Raw genomic sequence first — 18095 nt, 5'->3', positions numbered from 1 at the left:
TGGATTATGGTTTAAGATCATCCCTTAACGGAACCGATCATAACACCCTGCACAAAGTAACGCTGAAGAAATGGATAAATGGCAATCACAGGTAAAGTTGAAACAATAATGACGGCATATTTGACCAGCGCAGCAATTTCCGCTTTGGAATTCATCGCTGTTGCTGAAGAGGTATCGATAGCTCCCCCGCCCTGTGCTGCCATCTCCTGAAGTACCAGAATTTGGCGCAGAAAGAGCTGCAGTGGATACTTCGAGGAATCATTTAAATAGATCATCGCACTGAAATAGCTGTTCCAGTGTCCGACACCGTAGAAAAGCGCCATCACGGCAATGATCGGCATGGAGAGCGGAAGCACAATTCGAATGAATAACCGGGTATTGGTACACCCATCAATATGGGCCGCTTCCTGCAGCTCCCTGGGAATGGTCGATTGGAAAAACGTACGGCACACGATAATATTCCAGATGGAGGCAGCTCCCGGCAGAATAAGCGCCCAAATGCTGTTCACCATACCAAGATCCTTAACCAGCAAGTAGCTCGGGACAAGCCCTCCGCTGAAAAACATCGTGACCATAAACATCGCCATGAAGAATCCACGTCCTACAAAATCAGAGCGGCTGAGCGCGTAGGCTGCCGGAAGAGTGACCATCAGGTTGACGAGTGTACCGACGACAGTATAGATGATCGTATTTTTGTACCCAATCCAGATGTTGGTGTTCTCAAACACACGGGCATAACCTTCAAACGTAATCCCTTTGGGTAGCAGCCACATCTCACCGGAGCTTACAAATTTGGGATCACTGATTGAGGCGCTAATGATGTATAACAGCGGGTAAAGCACAATGACGAGCGCTATCGTTAGATAGATGTAGTTGCACCATAAGAATACTTTATCGCTTCTGCTTTCCTTAACCGCGGTTGACATATGTTTTCCCCTCCTTTTACCACAAGCTGTTTTCACTGGTGCGACGTGCAATTTGGTTCACCGTAATCAGCAGAATCGCATTAACTACGGAGTTGAATAATCCTACAGCTGTGGAGAAACTGTATTGCGCATCGACCAGACCCGACCGATAGACAAATGTCGAGATGACATCCGATGATCCCATGTTCAACGGATTTTGCAGCAGCAAGATTTTCTCGAATCCGACGCCTAAAATACTGCCCATGTTCAGAATTAACAAAATGGTGATCGTAGGGATGATCGCTGGAATGTTAATATGGAGGATCCGTTTAAACCGGCTCGCACCATCCACCACAGCAGCTTCATGCAGTTGCGGGTCCACACCCGAAAGGGCGGCAAGGTATATAATGGTCCCCCAGCCTGCACTCTGCCAGACACCCGACAACACGTACACCGTCTTGAACCACGCAGGGTCCGTCAGGAATTGAGGGGACTGGAATCCAAGAGCCTCCACCAAATTGACAATCATGCCTGACGAAGGCGACAAGAAGGTAATGATCATACCCGACATCACGACGACTGAAATGAAATGTGGTGCATACGTGACGGTCTGTACGGTACGCTTGAAGAATGAATCCTTGACTTCATTGAAAGCTAACGCAAGAATGATCGGCAACGGAAAACCTATAGCCAGCTCATACAAGCTAATGCTAAGGGTATTCCATAGTAGATCCCAAAAATAATAAGAATTGAAGAAACGGATGAAATGATCGAACCCGACCCACGGGCTTCCCGTGACACCAAGCGTCGGGATAAAGTTTTTGAATGCGATTTGTATACCGTACATCGGCCCGTAGTGGAAAATCAGAAAGTATAGAAATGCTGGCGCGATAAACAGATACAACTCCCAGTTTCGGATCATCCTTCTCCCTAATTTATTTTTCTTGCTGTTCGGAATCGTGTGCACCGATAAGTTTTGCGACAAGGCGGACTTCCCTTCTGGCTGCATCAGTTGTTTCCTCCTTTTCTAAATGAAAATCCGTCCGTTTTGTAAGAAGAGTGAAACACTCCTGTTCAAATGTAAGGAATGAGTCCCGGACCACATTTCGATCATGGGAGGCTTTTGCTCCCTCTCCATTTGGTAACGCTTACATACTGAGTTTATGAATCATTTCTGGATTCGTAAATATGCTATTTCGATCTTCGCTCTTAAAAACACGGAAAGTACTGTTACAACGAGGGTTTATACTTTTGGTTCCAGCTTGTCATTGTCATTTTGGAGAAGTAAAACATGTGGAATTTGACCCGTTCCCCTCATGAAGTTGTAATTTTGAGCAGCTTCGGATGAACTTGAGAGTTGTCAGATCTGAACGAAAGTTGAGAAACAGACCTTAAAGTCAAAACCCACATATGTTTAGGAAAGAGGTATACCACGTTTGCAGGTCGTATTCTGGTTCACATCGGTCATACAGGTCGCAAGGTCTTAGCACGCTCTGCGCATCGCCATCTTGAATGTAATAGAAGTTACTCTTCATTGCTGCTGTGTTTCTCCTCCTTACTTATGCATTTGTCTTCCTTCTCTCTTGATGCTTAGAAAAAGTAATAAGGATAGATTTAATTCAATCACATAAATGTAATATTATCTACCATATATTTATCACCTGCTTCAAGCTCGCTTATGGCTTGGCCTTATTCTATGAGTTTCTTCCCCGCTCGGTAAATATGTCGTTTTTATCCTTGGCTAGAAGGCACATAAACGCAGATAAACACTGGATAAACTAACTCTTATATGTTGATTTTGTTCATGAATTAAGGGTCTGGAATGAATGATAATTTTCGGATTAGGCCAGAAAAAAGCCGCTCCGTTAACACGAAGCGGCTTTATCGCCTATATAGATATTGATTTACATCTTATAAACGACAGCTTAAATGACATTTAATATAACATTTATAGCTTGAATCCACCTTTTGAATTATTAAAGAGTCATAAAATATGACATGTATAATATACGAAATCAGTGCATTTCAGTCGTACTACAAACAATTCGGACTTAAAGACAGGTGATCTTCCTAGCAACTTGCTTCATAACGATCATCAGTTTCTGAAAAAACAAAAAAAAGCGCGCTCCGATCAAGGATCGAAGCGCGCTGGCAAGGCTTGCTTATTTTCCCGAAGGCTGTGCTTCTGCAGTGTACCCTGTTGGAATATCTGTCTCCGCAGTTACATCGGTAATCACCATTGGATACATCATATCCGGATCAGGCTGGGTGATCGTATACAGCACGATGGCACGTCCATCCTTCTCCAGTTTCACATCTTCAATCTTCAATCCATAACCAGGATGTGGCATTTGCGCAGTCAGTTTGACTTTCACCGTTTTGTCATCCACTTTGGTTGATGTAACCGTAGGTACAATCCCCTGTTGCCCTTCGCCCGGATTCGTTGGAGCCGGTTCTGTCGATCCGCCATTGCCATGCTTATCTACAAACTCAAGTGCATTGAAGATCATGCTTGCAGCCTCCATACGGGTAAGCGACTGATCTGGACGGAAGTTACCGTCCTTATCCAGTTCGATGATGTCCATGTTCAGCAGGTTCTGGACCGCAGATTTGGCGTCCTTACCGATTTTTTTTTCGTCTTTAATATCATTATACAGCATGATCACCGGATATTCTCCGGTTGTGTCAATCCCTTCAAGGAGCAAAATGGCAAACTGCTCACGCGTCATTTTGCCCTGTGGGTTCAATTCCACCGGAATGGAGAGTCCATTTTGAGTGGCAGCCTGAACAGCATCAGCATACCACGTGTCAGGGCTTATTTTATTTTGTGCCGAAGCGGCAGCGTATTCATTTTTCAGACCAAACGCTTTCACGATCAGCTGAACACCCTGTGGCTCGGACAATGCGACATCCGGACGGAACAAATCCGCCGTTACTCCGTTAACAATGCCCTTTGATTGCAACGAGTCTACAATTGTTTTTTGCCCTTCATCTTTTACATCCGAAAAAGCGAGTACCGATGCACCTCCCGCCGTCAAAGACACGCAGAGCGCAAGCGTTGCAGCCAATCCTTTTTTATGTTTCATTTCTTGGCACCTCCATAGTTAGTAAATCCAATTTTTGACCTTTTCAACCCTACAGACGGGAGACCCATCGGAAATGTTTCAGTAAAATCGACATCTGGTGAATAAATGAAGGAAATACCGCATACAGCCCTTTCGCTACGGGCGCTGATCTGTCTTCTTCCATGATGCTTACTTGATTCGTTGACAACCTTATCATTTAGCGCAAAAATAAGAATAGAGAAATTCTATTGAATGACGGATAAACAGCAAACCGGATTGCATAAAGTAAGAGGGCACGACGCGCTAATTCACAGGTGTCGGCCCTTTTCTTGACTCCGCTTGCGAACTAACTTTCATCCCCCTCAACAAAGGAGAACCAATCTTATGTCCAAGAAAGGATTACTACGAGGCTATGTCATTGCCAATTGGCCCGTATACCTGTTCGCTGTACTACTGATTATTGTCTCCAATGTGGGTCAGGCATCCTTGCCCCGAATTCTGGGCAGCTTCACGGATCAGCTCATGCAACACACACTTCAAATGAATACGGTCATTCGGTATAGTCTTTCGCTTTTAGCCATAGCCATCGCTTATAATCTGTTATTCGGTACCGGGCAATTCATGATCATGAAGCTTGGACGACGCTTCGAATTCATGACACGCGAGCGCATTTTCGCCAAATTCTCCGAACTGAGTGAGCACTATTTCTCCAAACAGGGAAATGGGAAACTGCTCAGTTACGTCATGAATGATGTCACTTCCGTACGTGAAGCCATCTCCAATGGCGTAACCATGATGACCAATGCAACCTTTCTGTTATTATCCTGCATTGTGATGATGCTGCTCAGCGGAATCCCGATGAAACTTATTCTGATCAGTATTATGCCTTTGCTGGCTATTCCGTTTCTGGTCGTTTTTTTCGGTCCGCGAATTCGCAAGCGCTCTCGTGATGTGCAGGATGCTCTTGCAACGATGACAGAATCCGCAGAAGAGCAGTTGGGAGGCATCCGTGTAACCAAAACATTTGCCATTGAAGACAGTGCCCGTGAACGATTTGGGTTCACAGTAGATGCAATCAAAAGCAAACAGCTGCGGCTCGTCCGTCTGTCCTCTCTATTTCAGGCCCTGCTACCGCTGCTGGGTGCCATTTCACTAGTTGTTTCGCTGCTTGTTGGCGGGATTTTGACAATGCAGAACTCCATTACACTCGGAAGCTTTGTTGCATTGACGTTATATTTGCGAATCATCATGGGACCGCTACAACAAATTGGTAATGTGATTAATACCATGCAGCGTTCTGGAGCATCATTGGAGCGGGTTAATGATTTGTTGACGGAAGTGCCTGATGTACGCGAACTTCCCCATGCAACAAGTCTTAAAACCGTGAACGACATTACGATTGAGAACCTGTCCTTCTCTTATCCCGGCAGTTCAACCCCTGCGCTCAAAAACATCAATTTGAATATCCAGGCAGGACGAACCGTGGGCATTGTGGGCAAAACAGGTTCTGGTAAAAGCACCTTCGTGAAATTGCTGCTGCGTACATACGAACCGCCTGAAGGCACCATCCGTATTAACAACACTGATATTCGGCATCTTTCGCTGGAGAGTCTGAGATCTCGTATTGCCTATGTGCCACAGGACGGATTTCTGTTCAGTACGACCATTCGTGACAACATCGCTTTTAGCGACCGCGAGGTTCCGCTCGACACGGTAGAGCACAGTGCACGACAAGCGATGATATACGAAAACATTATCCGGTTCCCCGATCAGTTCGATACGTTGCTGGGCGAACGTGGACTTACATTATCTGGTGGTCAGCGTCAGCGTACAAGTCTGGCCCGGGGGTTGATCAAAAAAGCACAGGTGCTCGTTCTGGATGACAGCATGAGTGCAGTGGATGCCGTCACCGAAAGTGGCATTCTGCGCAGCCTGCGTGAGATTGGCAAAGGCAAAACAACGCTAATTATCTCTCACCGAATCAGTGCAGTCCGTCATGCCGACGAAATTATCGTTCTCGACGAAGGGCGAATTGCCGAACAGGGAACACATGCAGGGCTGATGGCTGCCAAAGGGTTATATGCTGCAACCTACCGTTTGCAGGAGGAGGGATTACATCATGACTGACCGTAACGCTGAAGTTCGTTCAGATGCGGGCGCGCAAGCACCTCCAGGACACCGCTCCGGTTCCGATGCAGGCGCAGACCAGAGTAAGCGTACTTCATTCAAAGCGATGATGTCCTACGCCAAACCCCATAAATGGGCTTTTGCGGGTATCTTTCTCTGCTCCCTGCTTGGTATTTCCGCAGATCTGCTCCAGCCTTATCTGGTGAAGATCGCCATCGATGATCATCTGGCGATTGGCCAGACCAGTGTAGGCTTCCTTGTCGAGTTGGCAGCTGTCTTTTTGGGGCTGGCAGTGATCAGCTTTATTTTCACCTATGTACAGAACAATCTGCTGCAGCATGTCGGTCAGAATATCGTCTCTCGCATTCGTAAGGACCTGTTCAAGCATATCTCCAAAATGTCGATGTCTTTCTTCGACCGGTTCCATATCGGCAGTCTGGTTACGAATGTATCCAGTGATACGGAGACGATCAGCAGTTTCTTCACCCAGGTGCTGCTTAGTCTCATCCGGGATGGCATGATGCTGGTGCTCATTATCGTGTTTATGTTCCAGCTCGATCCAGTACTTGCAGGGTATTCTCTCATCGTCTTGCCTGTAATCGCCATTGTGGCCGTATTGTTCCGAAGTCGACTGCGCAGAGCTTATCAGAATGCCCGCACTCGCCTCTCACGTCTGATTGCGTTCACGGCAGAGAACCTGTCCGGCATGTTTTTGATCCAGGCTTTCCATCAGGAAGAAGAACAGAAAAAAAGATTCAAGGAGCAGAACACACTTCACCTAAAGGCCAATATCGCACAGGCCCGTTCCAACGTTATTTTCAACCGAACGTTTGATATTCTCGGTAATGCCGCCCTCGTCATGATGGTGTGGCTTGGGGGGCGTGCCGTGCTGGGTGAATCGCTGCAGGTGGGTGTACTTTATGCATTTATCAGTTATATCCGTCAGTTTTTCCAGCCGATTAACCAGATCACCATGCAGTGGAACACATTCCAGTCGACCACCGTATCCATGGATCGGATCTGGAACATTCTGAGTACCCGTCCGGAAGTCGCTGACCCGAAACCCGGGATCGCCTCCACACTTGAACCACGCAACGTGATGGGCCAGATTGATTTTAATAATGTATCGTTCGGCTATCGGCCAGATCGCCCTCTGATTCAGCATATGAATCTGCATCTCTATCCGGGTGAAATGGTGGGCATTGTGGGGACTACAGGGGCTGGAAAAAGTACACTGATCTCCCTGCTCAACCGCTTCTACGATGTGAATGGGGGCAGCATTGAGATTGATGGCACAGATATCCGTCATTTCCCACAGGCCAGTCTCCATCGCATTGTTGGTCTGATCCAACAGGAACCGTTCCTCTTCTCGGGCTCCATCATTGACAACGTACGAATGTTCCGTGAGGATATTACAAGAGAGCAGGCCATTCAGGCCTGCCGATTCGTCGGAGCACATGCCATGATTTCACGTTTGCCGCAAGGCTATGATACACGGCTTTCCGAACGCGGAAGTGGTCTGTCCGCCGGAGAGCGTCAACTGATATCGTTTGCCCGGATCGTGGTCTTTCAGCCCCGAGTGCTCATCCTGGATGAAGCAACCGCGAATCTGGATTCACATACAGAACAATTGGTACAACAGGCGCTGGAATCCGTCTCACAAGGAAGAACAACGATTGTTATTGCGCATCGTCTATCTACGGTCATGCATGCGGATCGGATTCTCGTTATGGAGAATGGTGAGATTGTCGAGGAAGGCTCACATCAGAAGCTGATCGATGCAGAAGGAGTATATGCCGATCTCTACACCCATGCGCGTGAGGTCGGTAATGATTCAGCTATCTCCGGTTAGAGCATTAGCGGATCGAACCAAGTGAGGTTTAATTCAAGAGGTCAGTCCACGAGGTTCAGCGCTGTCCTGTGTACTCACCTGGCCCATCTCGCCGCGTCTACGTTGAACATGCCGCTCTGCGATGCAGGCGGCATGTTTGGTATATTTTCTGGGAAATGATAATAAGGAGTTGTACTTATGAAACCTGAATTATATAAATCTTCGGAGTCGGAGCTTAAGCATCCGCAGATTGGTTACCGCCGTTTCACAGCTCTATGGAAAGGAGCCCTATGTCTTCTCTTTTTACTGTTATGCTTGGCCCTGTTATGGATCATCTATGAGGATCATGCTGGACAACTGGAGACATGGTATTATTCCATCGCAGCCATTCTTGGCATGTGGTTTGTCGGGCCCTTATTTCTTATGTTTCTGTCCCGGGCTACCGTGAGTTCTCCCGTGTTACTATCCTGGAATGATGAAGGGCTTCATGCCCGTACACGGACCATTCCCTGGAATGAAATTCGTAAAATCGAACTTGCCTCTCCCGCCCTCAGCAAATGGATACTGTCCGCATCCCCCATGATTGCCTTGTACCTGAAAGACGGTACCCGTCGTCATATCCAGACCGATCATTTGCTTACCAAAAAAGAGCTCTGTCGAGCCATAGTCCTTCTCCAGGCAACGCTGCGCGAGAAACAACAACAGGACAACTGAAAACTCAGCTCACCTCATTCTGACTTTTCGATACCGACTGACAGGTTCATTCTGTAATTTCCATAAGGCAAGATGGCTTCCAGCAAGCTGTCAAGCTGCTCCAATGTGCCTGTGCGTACTCGCATCAGGTAACAGCCCTCTCCGCTGACACGGTGAACTTCCACGATGTCTTCACGTGCAGCCACAAATTCACGGAAGGCGGCATGTCTGTCGCCGGAATTGAGAAAAATCATCACAAATGCTTGCAGGCCCATGCCGAGGCGTTCCGGGTTCCATTTTACCGTATACCCTTCAAGGACACCCAAATCATGCAGCTTGCGCACTCTCGCACCTACAGCCTGTCCGGTCAGATGTACCTCTTCGCCGATCTCTTTGTGGGAGCGTTTGGAGTCTCGAATCAGGCTTTTCAGTATACGGATATCTGTATCATCTATCGTTTCATTCATCTATTTTGCAATCCTTTCAACTTGAAATTAAAGCGGCCTGTTTTCTTTCAGTGTGTCATTTACGCCTCAAAACGGGTTGTATAACATATAGGATAATAACATTAATCCCGAAGGAGTGCAGGTTCAATGAAAATTCAATTGATTCGTAATGCAACATTATGGTTGGAATACGGGGGTCTGAACATACTGGTTGATCCCATGTTGATGGATAAAGAAGTGATGCCTGCTTTTCCGAACACACCCAATGAACTGCGCAATCCAAGAGTCTCACTACCCGAGACGGAAACGGATTATATGAATCCGGATCTGCTGATCGTTACGCATACCCACCCCGATCACTGGGATGAAGCAGCAGCCAAACAGCTCCGCAAGGATGTACCTCTGCTGTGTCAGCCAGGAGATGAGGCTGTGTTCACAGGAGCCGGATTTACCAACGTTACTGCCGTGGATGACAAACATGAGTACCACTCCGTACGTTTTGCCCGCACTTCGGGACATCACGGAACCGGGGAAATCGGCGAACGTATGGGCAAGGTGTCTAGTTTTGTATTGGAAGCTGACGGAGAACCCGTCTCCTATATCGCCGGTGATACCATCTGGTGTGAAGAACCAGCCGAAGCCATTCGTCAATATCAGCCTGAAGTGATTGTGGTGAATGCTGGTGGTGCCCGCTTCCTGCAAGGAGATCCGATCACGATGGACGGACCTGATGTAGCTGCCGTGAAACGCCATGCACCGGATGCACACGTTATCGCTGTGCATATGGATGCCATTAATCATTGCATGATGTCCCGCGTGGATCTCGCCAGTTATCTAGCCTCCGAGCAGCTGGACGGGCAAGTGCTCATTCCACGCGACGGCGAGAGCTTTGTGTTTGAAGCAGGGACCGGGTTGAAGTTGAAGTAAAATCTACTGCTGAGGTATCAAGCACACAAAAGGCAGCCCCAAAGGTCATAAGCATGAGCGACTTTAGAGACTGCCTGTTTTGAATTGTAAAAAGGAATTCTCACAGGCTAGCGAAACCAAGATGTGGATGAATCCAGTTTCATTCCTTCTAAAGAAAAGGCACAAGCGAATATCTTGTCAGATCTCTAGGGAATACGGATTGTCCAAACCATCTAACGAATCTGAGACGCTCTATTTGGCGAAATAGCACAAGTTCGCCATTCTAACGAATTGTAGACGTCTTATTTTCCCTTTTGCACCCTCTTTACACTCGCTTTCGCAGATTATCATCGAAATAGCGATTCCTGAGTTCGTTAGATTTACTGTATTACAATAATCTGCAAAATAAAGCGCATATGATTCGTTAGAAGCTGGAGCACTTTACACTACGAAAAAGGCTGAATGCATCTTAACTCGCATCCAGCCTTTTTTCTTAATCGGAAGTATCAGAAATTCGGCGAGTGTTCAGCCACTGAGTGCCCATGTTCCTGCGAGCCGTGTTCCTGCGAGCCTTGTATTCCTTTTGCTCCTGTGTTCCTGGGGGTCTTGTGCTCCATTTGCGTCCTCAGTAACCTGTATTTCCGTGTTCTGCGATTCCTCTGTCTCCTTTGTCCATCGTGCAACCCGCATGATTCTTCCTGCTTGATTACTGAACTTTCAATCGGATTACGTTCCACGATGCTTTGGCCAAGCTTGCCGTAATCAGTGTCTCCGATACCTCTGCATCACCACGGTTATGAGGAGCGACACGATTCGGCTCTGCTGCAGTATTGGCTGCTTTCAGATCATCACTTTCCAGCACAATATGCTCTATCAAGCGGCACTTCCCAAAGCTGCGCAGATCCACTTCAAGCGGGAGCGATTCTTCCAAATGACGATTCACGGCGAAAACAGTCACTTCACCCTGCTCCTCATTATGCACAGCAATGGCCTCCAAATAAGGAACATCCGTAATTTGTTTGGTGTCATATTTGGGAGACTGGATCAACGGCACAAGTGCTGTTCCACGTCCGAACACGGAAGCATGCATGAACGGATAGAAGATCGTCTGTCTCCATGCAGCACCTCCATTATCCGTCATAATCGGAGCGATAACGTTGACGAGCTGTGCCAGACATGCCATCTTAACTCGGTCCGCATGTTTCAGCATGCTGATCAGCATGCAGCCCACAAGCAATGCATCTTCATGGTTGTATACATCCTCCAGCTGTGGCGGAGCAATCTGCCATGGGTCCAGCTTCTTGTCGCTTTCGTTGGAGTGATACCATACATTCCACTCATCGAAGGACAGATACATCGTTTTTTTGCTGCGTTTCTTCGCTTTGATATAATCGCAAGTCGCTTTCACCGTATCAATGAAACGATCCATCTCCAATGAGCGGGCAAGGAAGGTTGGTGTGTCATTCTCCTGATTGCCGTAATATTGGTGCAGGGACAGATATTCAACATGATCATACGTATGATCCAGCACCGTTGCTTCCCATTCCGGGAAAGATGGCATACCCAGGGATGAACTTCCGCAAGCGACCAGCTCAATTGTTGGGTCCGTCCATTTCATTACTTTTGCCGCTTCGAGCGCTACCCGTCCATACTCTTCTGCTGTTTTGTGACCAATCTGCCACGGACCGTCCATTTCATTGCCAAGACACCAGGTTTTGATCGCATGTGGCTCTTTATATCCATGTTTAATGCGCAAGTCACTATAATAAGAACCTTCCGGATGATTACTGTACTCCACGATGTTACGGGCTGCGTCTACACCCCGTGTTCCCAAATTGACGGCCATCATCACTTCCGAATTCGCCTGTTTGGACCAATCCACAAATTCGTTAAACCCGAATTCATTGGTCTCGATTGTTCTCCATGCCAGTTCAAGTCTGCGTTTGCGTTCAGATACAGGTCCGACAGAATCCTCCCAATTGTAACCGGATACAAAGTTACCGCCAGGGTACCGTACAATCGGAACCTGCAGCTCCTTAACCATCTCCAGCACATCTCCACGGAAACCCGCTTCATTCGCTGTAGGATGACCCGGCTCATATATTCCACCGTAAACGGCACGTCCCAGATGTTCAATAAATGAACCGTATAATCGTTTATCAACTACGCCAATTGTGAAATCCTTGTCTACCGTCATTTTTGCTTTTTCCATCGTGAAGTTCATCTCCCTAAGATTAATATAAAAATTAATTGATAATCTATGGATCAACGTTCATATTTATATTAAAATCGATTATGACACCAATTTCAACATGAATTTTGCAAAATGTTATTCTTTTGTCTGGATTTATGTTTAACTTAATTCTATAAGAATAATTGATATGAGTTTATCTCGTTATTCACACGTGCACGAAGAGGACAGAAAAAAACTGTAGAAGCGTAGCGGTCGCCTTTATCACCGGATTTTCCCATTATATATGGGGAATCAAAAAAATCCGGGGATAACAGCGATCGGAAGGTTATTCTGTCAGCGTTGTGGACTCGTGTGAATAACACTTAAATCAACTCATATTACTGGAGGAACAGATGTGATCAGAGCAAATACCGATGCTGAATGGCTGCCATTATACGAGGCACTCGCGAGTGAGGTCCGTCTCCAGATTATCAGGCTTGTCGCAGAGACCCCAATGAATGTGAAGGACATTGCCGCATCACTCGGCCTGAGCAGCGCAATCGTAACCATGCACGTTCGCAAGCTTCAGGATGTGGGCATTATTCAGTCCAAAATGATTCGCAAGGATGGCGGCACGCACAAAATGAACAGTCTGGCTGTCGACTGGATTGGCATCTCCATGCCACAGGAAACCGGGGCCTCCCGCAAGCTTCATGAAGTGGCAATCCCTGTTGGACATTATACCCATTTTGATGTATATCCGACCTGTGGTCTGGCTACCTCCAATCAGGTCATTGGACAGTATGATGATCCTCGCTATTTTCTAGATCCTGAACGGATGCATGCCCACATTCTTTGGTTTGGACGTGGATTTGTAGAATACAAAATCCCAAACTATATCTTGTCCGGTCAACAGATCAGTGCCATTGAATTATCACTTGAGATGGGCTCCGAAGCACCTTCAGTCAATCCGAACTGGCCCTCGGACATTACATTTATGCTCAACGGAATCCGATTGGGTGAATGGACAAGCCCTGGAGATTCTGGAAATGGACGGGGGATGTTTACCCCGGAATGGTGGAGCGACAGTGTCAATCAGTACGGTATGCTCAAGGTACTGCGGATTACGCATGAGGGGACATTCATCGATGGACAGCATATGTCCGAAATTACGCTTGCGGATATTCCCGTGGAACGCAACCAATGGACATTGCGCCTCTCCGTGGAGGAAGATGCGCAGCATGTGGGCGGGTTGACGTTATATGGTCAGGGATTCGGCAACTATGATCAGGATATCCTGTTCCGTCTGTACTATCAGGACTGAAGTAAATAACCAAAAAAAACCTTCCATCCGCTGAATAGGCAAAGATGGAAGGTCCTAAAGATGTTCAAAGAATGTTCTGAATTAATACGCGAGCATGGATTTAGAGCGCACTTCCACCAAACAGGAACCGGTACTCCCAGTGTTTGCCGGAGATGTCGCTAATCGTCACACCGCCACCAGCGTTGGAATAGGTGTGCAGCACTTTGCCGTTCCCAAGATAGATGCCCGTGTGAGTAATGGCCGCCTTGGATTTATTCACGCCAGAGTACGATGATGCCGAGCTGCCTTTATAGGACATAAAATACATCAGATCACCGCGCTTCAGATTTTTCCAATTGGTCTTAACGGTACCATTGGCTTTTACATAGGCTCCTTGTTGACGTGAATCGGACGGAAGCTTGATTCCAAGTGCATCCATAAATGCCCGGCGGACAAAGCTTGAACAGTCAAACGTTGCCGTACTGTTACGACTAGCACCAAACTCATAAGGCGTTCCCCAATATTTCATGCCAGCAGCTATGACTTTCTCCACAGAAGCACTGCCTGTAACAGACGTACTGCTGCCTGAACCAGACCCACTAGTACTGCTACTTCCTGTTGTCGTGTTGCCTTTCACGGCTTTTGTATATTTTGAGGAAGAAGATATGTATCCTGTCCGATTGCCAGAATCCTTAATTTTATACCAGCCTGAGCCGGATTTTTGAGTAACCGTAACCGTTTCCCCTTTTGGCACCAAACGAACAATGCTTGCGGAGGAAGATGGTGATGTGCGCAGATTTACTCCCCAGATCACTTTAACCTTTGAATTCTGAACCGTGGCTGCCGATGCCGGTGTCGTTAATGCTCCTGTTGTCAGACTTCCCATCAGCATCGTTGCTGTTACACTCGCAGTAATGATCTTGCTTTTCCAGTTCATGATGTCGTGTTCCCCCTGATGTTACAGAATGTTAACCTGGCCTCATTTGCCGGGCTTGCCCCATTGTAAAACGGGCTGTCCATAACGATCATCAGTCCAAAGTCCTGTATTCGATCTGGCAGGCTTGAGCACTAAGAATCAGGGAAACATCTCATACCAGTTGGCTAAAACTACCTTAAATCACTTTTTTTAAAAAGTTAAATTATTGTAACTATTTGCTGTGCTTCGTTTTCTGTAGAAATTAGACCAAAACTGTTCATCTGGCAAAACATGCGTCAGATGACCTATGTTTTAATATTCAAACTCTATAATTGGTAAACATTACTATGTTTCATTTGACGGTTAAGCTGCCCAAATACAACCTGAAGACTCTCCAACATGCAAAAAGCCGGAGATTTCTCCCCGGCTGTAATCCCGATTCAATAGGAATCGATTATGGCTCAATGCCCCATGCGTTAACCCCGCCAATATAAGCGGTCACTTTGTTCCATGCACTGAATGCCGTTTTGGTGGCATCAAAGGAATAATCATTAGTCTGATCAAAATTGGTCCAGTTGTTCTTCGAGAAGCGACCTTGAATAATTCCCGTCTCTGCCCCGGCAGCCAAACTGCCTGCCCCGGATTTGAATCCAATCTCCAGAACCGTATCCGCTGTGCCCTTAGCCGGATCTACAGTCACAAATTGGGCCTCCACATTACCGCTGCCAATCTCGGCATAATCACACCAGAAACTCAGATCAGATGCACTATCCTTCGTAAAGTAATACCGCAGCTTTACCTGGCTCAGATCCACGGCTGTCGTGCCTGTGTTCTTGATATTGAACTGAGGGTTCGCCGCATTGCCTGACGTCCCCGAACCGCCATTGCGGTATTGCACCTCAAGTGCTCCTGTTGTTACCGGAGGAGCTGTTGGGGTCACCGTCACTACATTGGACAATGTCTGCCCGCTTGCATTCACCGCCACCACTCGGTAATTGTATGCGGTACCGTTCACTGCCGTTGCATCGACGTACGTCAGTGCCGTCAGACCCGTAGCTAAATCGGCATAGGCTCCTCCTGCAACCGAGCGTTGTACCTTGTAACTTGCTGCTCCGGTCGATGCGGTCCATGTCAGCACAGCCTGATTATTGCCTGCCGTTCCCGTAAGAGTTAACACTCCCGGAACGACTGTTCCCGCTTGCGGAGTAGCAGACGCTTGAGCAGAAGGCGCAGATTCACCAGCTGTATTGACAGCAGTCACCACATAATAGTACGTTTTACCATTCGTCAATCCCGTATCTGTGAAGGTGCCGCCTGTAACCCCTGTTGCTACCGGTGTATACGGACCACCGTTCATTTCTGCACGTTTTACAATATAAGAAGAGGCATTGGAGGCAGTATTCCAGTTCAAAACGACCTCTTCATCCGCCGCTGCAGCTGTCAGACCAGCTGGAACTGCTGGCACCTGAACCCCCGGACCTCCGGCATCACCAAGGAGACGATCATATTCGCCATACGCGGTGGCCATATCCACCTGTGACCAGAAACGGTGATACGTAAAGGTTGGTACGCCATTTTCCCATTTTTTCGTTGTTGGATTGTACGATGTTTTGTACAGGTTATCCAGGTAAGCCCATGCCGGGTCCTGCTTGATTGCCGGACGCAGATCGGAATATCCGATGTATACGCCATTTCCGCCTTTCGCAGGGTCGGAAGCAATGCCTGCTGTACCCGGAATCGTATTGCCTTGGCCGAAGGTTCCGGACCAATTCGTCGGGATGTAAATTTCTTTGGCAAAGAAACGGAAATAGTCTTTACGCTCTTCTTCCGTAACAATCCCCACACCATCATTGTAGTCCCAAGCCGTATTAAGCAGCGTCTCGGCCAAATCCTTCGCTTCCTGACCTTTCGCGCTCAGCGTGCCGCTCTCCGCCTGGGTTCCTGCCGCGAAGAACGTCAGCGCCTTGATGTAACTTCCCAATACCCCCGTGTCCTGCACTGGATCTTTGGTAACCGCATGGAAGTTCGGGTTATTCGTAAACGTGTTGAATCCGTTCCATTTATCCGGTTGTCCTTGCCATTCCTGACCGCCTGGAATCCAGAATTCACCCGGAGCTGGCGTAGTCGCAACCTGAACATTGGTTCCGCCCATGATGCGCTGTCCAGCTGCGTTCAGATAATAGCCTTGTTCATCTGTTACAGGACGCTCCCCAACAAACACATAATCCTTGGTCCAATCGATCCATTTCGTAATGACCTTCTTGGCCATCTTGAAGTTCTCGGAGCTGAGGTCACCGCTCTCGGCAAGAATGTAATACATCTCTGCCACCCGCTCCAGCGGCCATGCCTGAAATCCAAACCAGGTATTGGAATCCGGATCACGATATACAGGTGCTTCCTGATAAGCCATGTCATAGAATGTGCTGACTCCTGCCGGATAAGCCCCGTACGAACCGCCAATGCTGTTGGTTGCTCCACCGCCGATAGCCCCTTCATGGGATTGCAGCCAGGTATAGAATTCCAGCTGACGCTTCAGCGTGGCATTCCAGTCTGCTTTGGCCGTAGCTGACTTCGGAATCAAGCCGCCAGCTGGATCAGACAAGGCATAGGCTGCAACCGGATTCTGATAGGCCTGATGGGTATGACTCGCTCCAATGCGCCATGCCCAGTCCCCGCCTTGACCCAAACCACCACCCCATGACGTATACCAGGCCATGAGATACATGTTGGAATCCTTGCCTGTTCCCGCACTTGGCGTACCGTTCTTCGCACTGCCGATCTTCTGGAAGTACTTGTCGTACATGCCGTAGCGCAGATAGTCTCCCATCTTCTTCGCTTTATCCAGATATTTCGTATTGTTATATCCCATTTCTTTCGCCCAGTAGAGTACCTGCACCGCACGTGCATCCGCATCCGTTGCATTGGTGTAACGCCACTGTGCTGACGGTGCCTGGTTCTCCTTCGTGAACAGACTCATGAACCCCTCGTTTGCTTTACCAAATGATTTATCATCCTGCGATGGGTGAGGAATGGCCTCCCACACAGACTCTTGCTCCCCACGCTGGAACGTATTCACATACGACGTTGTATGGGATGGATTCAGCAGATTCCCGTATCCGTACCAGTTATCCACATCGATAAGCCAGTGCATCAGATAAGTCTGATTGTTCCCATAGGACGCCTTGAATTCGGCATCCAGCGGATCTTTCCCCGCTGCATATTGCCCATTAAGTGTGGATGGATACTGGTCCGGGAACGGCTTTTCCGCTGCATACGTGGCTGGGCTGTTCGGGTTGTAGGAGCTCATGGTCGGCTGCTCTTCCTTGCCATCGCCTTCATTGACCGGGATAATGTACTTCTCCATGCTGTCCCAGGCCGCTTCAAGCTTGGACCAGTCCCCAGTATAATGACCGTACATGGTCTCCAGCCATAACCAATAACTGTACGCCTCCGACGTGGACATATGCCCGTAATCCGGGGCCTCGCTCATCAGTGTCTCAACAGAGTGATACGGAATACCTTCCGGTGAAAAGTAGCCGTTGGCCGGGTCTTTCAACTGATCATACAATTGCAAAAATCGCGCTTCGTTAATTCCGTCCGCCTGAGCCTCAATGCTCTGCTCTTCGGCATAAACCGTTTGGGGGCCTGCCCATAATCCGGAGTATCCGGTCAGCATAACGGTCCCTGCTAGCATGGCCGTCAAACTTTTCTTCGCAGCTGATTTCAACAT

At 47.8% G+C, this 18095-nt stretch carries 12 protein-coding genes; 5 read left to right on the top strand and 7 right to left on the bottom strand.

Features of this window, described 5'->3' with window-relative positions; all coding sequences use genetic code 11:
- Nucleotides 1-17 precede the first annotated feature (17 nt).
- From JNUCC31_RS21280 to JNUCC31_RS21270, 3 genes are all read right to left on the bottom strand, one after another.
- Nucleotides 18-926, bottom strand: a complete 909-nt coding sequence (locus JNUCC31_RS21280) for a carbohydrate ABC transporter permease (RefSeq protein ID WP_192264505.1) — start codon at nt 924-926, stop codon at nt 18-20.
- 16 nt (nt 927-942) lie between these two features.
- Nucleotides 943-1914 (bottom strand): ABC transporter permease, encoded by a 972-nt coding sequence (locus JNUCC31_RS21275; RefSeq protein ID WP_024632458.1) that lies wholly within the window; start codon nt 1912-1914, stop codon nt 943-945.
- Nucleotides 1915-3067: 1153 nt separating this feature from the next.
- On the bottom strand, nt 3068-3991 hold the full coding sequence (locus JNUCC31_RS21270) for an S-layer homology domain-containing protein (RefSeq protein WP_192264503.1): 924 nt from the start codon (nt 3989-3991) through the stop codon (nt 3068-3070).
- A gap of 363 nt (nt 3992-4354) precedes the next feature.
- Between JNUCC31_RS21270 and JNUCC31_RS21265 the strand changes: the two genes are divergently transcribed.
- From JNUCC31_RS21265 to JNUCC31_RS21255, 3 genes are all read left to right on the top strand, one after another.
- A complete protein-coding gene (locus JNUCC31_RS21265; RefSeq protein ID WP_192264501.1) occupies nt 4355-6097 on the top strand; it encodes an ABC transporter ATP-binding protein in 1743 nt (580 codons plus the stop codon).
- 106 nt (nt 6098-6203) lie between these two features.
- Nucleotides 6204-7949 carry an ABC transporter ATP-binding protein gene (locus JNUCC31_RS21260; RefSeq protein WP_192273210.1) on the top strand — a complete coding sequence of 582 codons (1746 nt, stop codon included), beginning with the start codon at nt 6204-6206 and terminating at the stop codon, nt 7947-7949.
- A gap of 177 nt (nt 7950-8126) precedes the next feature.
- Nucleotides 8127-8642, top strand: a complete 516-nt coding sequence (locus tag JNUCC31_RS21255) for a DUF5381 family protein (RefSeq protein WP_192264499.1) — start codon at nt 8127-8129, stop codon at nt 8640-8642.
- 14 nt (nt 8643-8656) lie between these two features.
- On the opposite strand, the gene JNUCC31_RS21250 is transcribed toward JNUCC31_RS21255, so the two are convergent.
- Nucleotides 8657-9088 carry an Lrp/AsnC family transcriptional regulator gene (locus JNUCC31_RS21250; RefSeq protein WP_192264496.1) on the bottom strand — a complete coding sequence of 144 codons (432 nt, stop codon included), beginning with the start codon at nt 9086-9088 and terminating at the stop codon, nt 8657-8659.
- Nucleotides 9089-9214: 126 nt separating this feature from the next.
- Between JNUCC31_RS21250 and JNUCC31_RS21245 the strand changes: the two genes are divergently transcribed.
- Nucleotides 9215-9994, top strand: coding sequence for an MBL fold metallo-hydrolase (locus tag JNUCC31_RS21245; RefSeq protein ID WP_192264494.1), 780 nt, complete (start codon nt 9215-9217; stop codon nt 9992-9994).
- A gap of 685 nt (nt 9995-10679) precedes the next feature.
- On the opposite strand, the gene arfA is transcribed toward JNUCC31_RS21245, so the two are convergent.
- Nucleotides 10680-12185, bottom strand: coding sequence for an arabinosylfuranosidase ArfA (gene arfA, locus JNUCC31_RS21240; protein WP_192264492.1), 1506 nt, complete (start codon nt 12183-12185; stop codon nt 10680-10682).
- A gap of 376 nt (nt 12186-12561) precedes the next feature.
- Here arfA and JNUCC31_RS21235 point away from each other — a divergent pair, with 376 nt between their 5' ends.
- Nucleotides 12562-13470: an ArsR/SmtB family transcription factor gene (locus tag JNUCC31_RS21235; RefSeq protein ID WP_192264489.1), complete on the top strand. Its 909-nt coding sequence runs from the start codon at nt 12562-12564 to the stop codon at nt 13468-13470.
- Nucleotides 13471-13570: 100 nt separating this feature from the next.
- Here the strand turns inward: JNUCC31_RS21235 and JNUCC31_RS21230 are convergent, their stop codons facing one another.
- On the bottom strand, nt 13571-14386 hold the full coding sequence (locus JNUCC31_RS21230; protein WP_192264487.1) for a C40 family peptidase: 816 nt from the start codon (nt 14384-14386) through the stop codon (nt 13571-13573).
- 433 nt (nt 14387-14819) lie between these two features.
- On the bottom strand, nt 14820-18095 hold the full coding sequence (locus tag JNUCC31_RS21225; RefSeq protein ID WP_192264485.1) for a glycoside hydrolase family 48 protein: 3276 nt from the start codon (nt 18093-18095) through the stop codon (nt 14820-14822).

It is taken from the genome of Paenibacillus sp. JNUCC-31, assembly GCF_014844075.1.
Classification (GTDB): domain Bacteria; phylum Bacillota; class Bacilli; order Paenibacillales; family Paenibacillaceae; genus Paenibacillus.
This window is presented reverse-complemented; position numbering and strand designations above follow the sequence as displayed.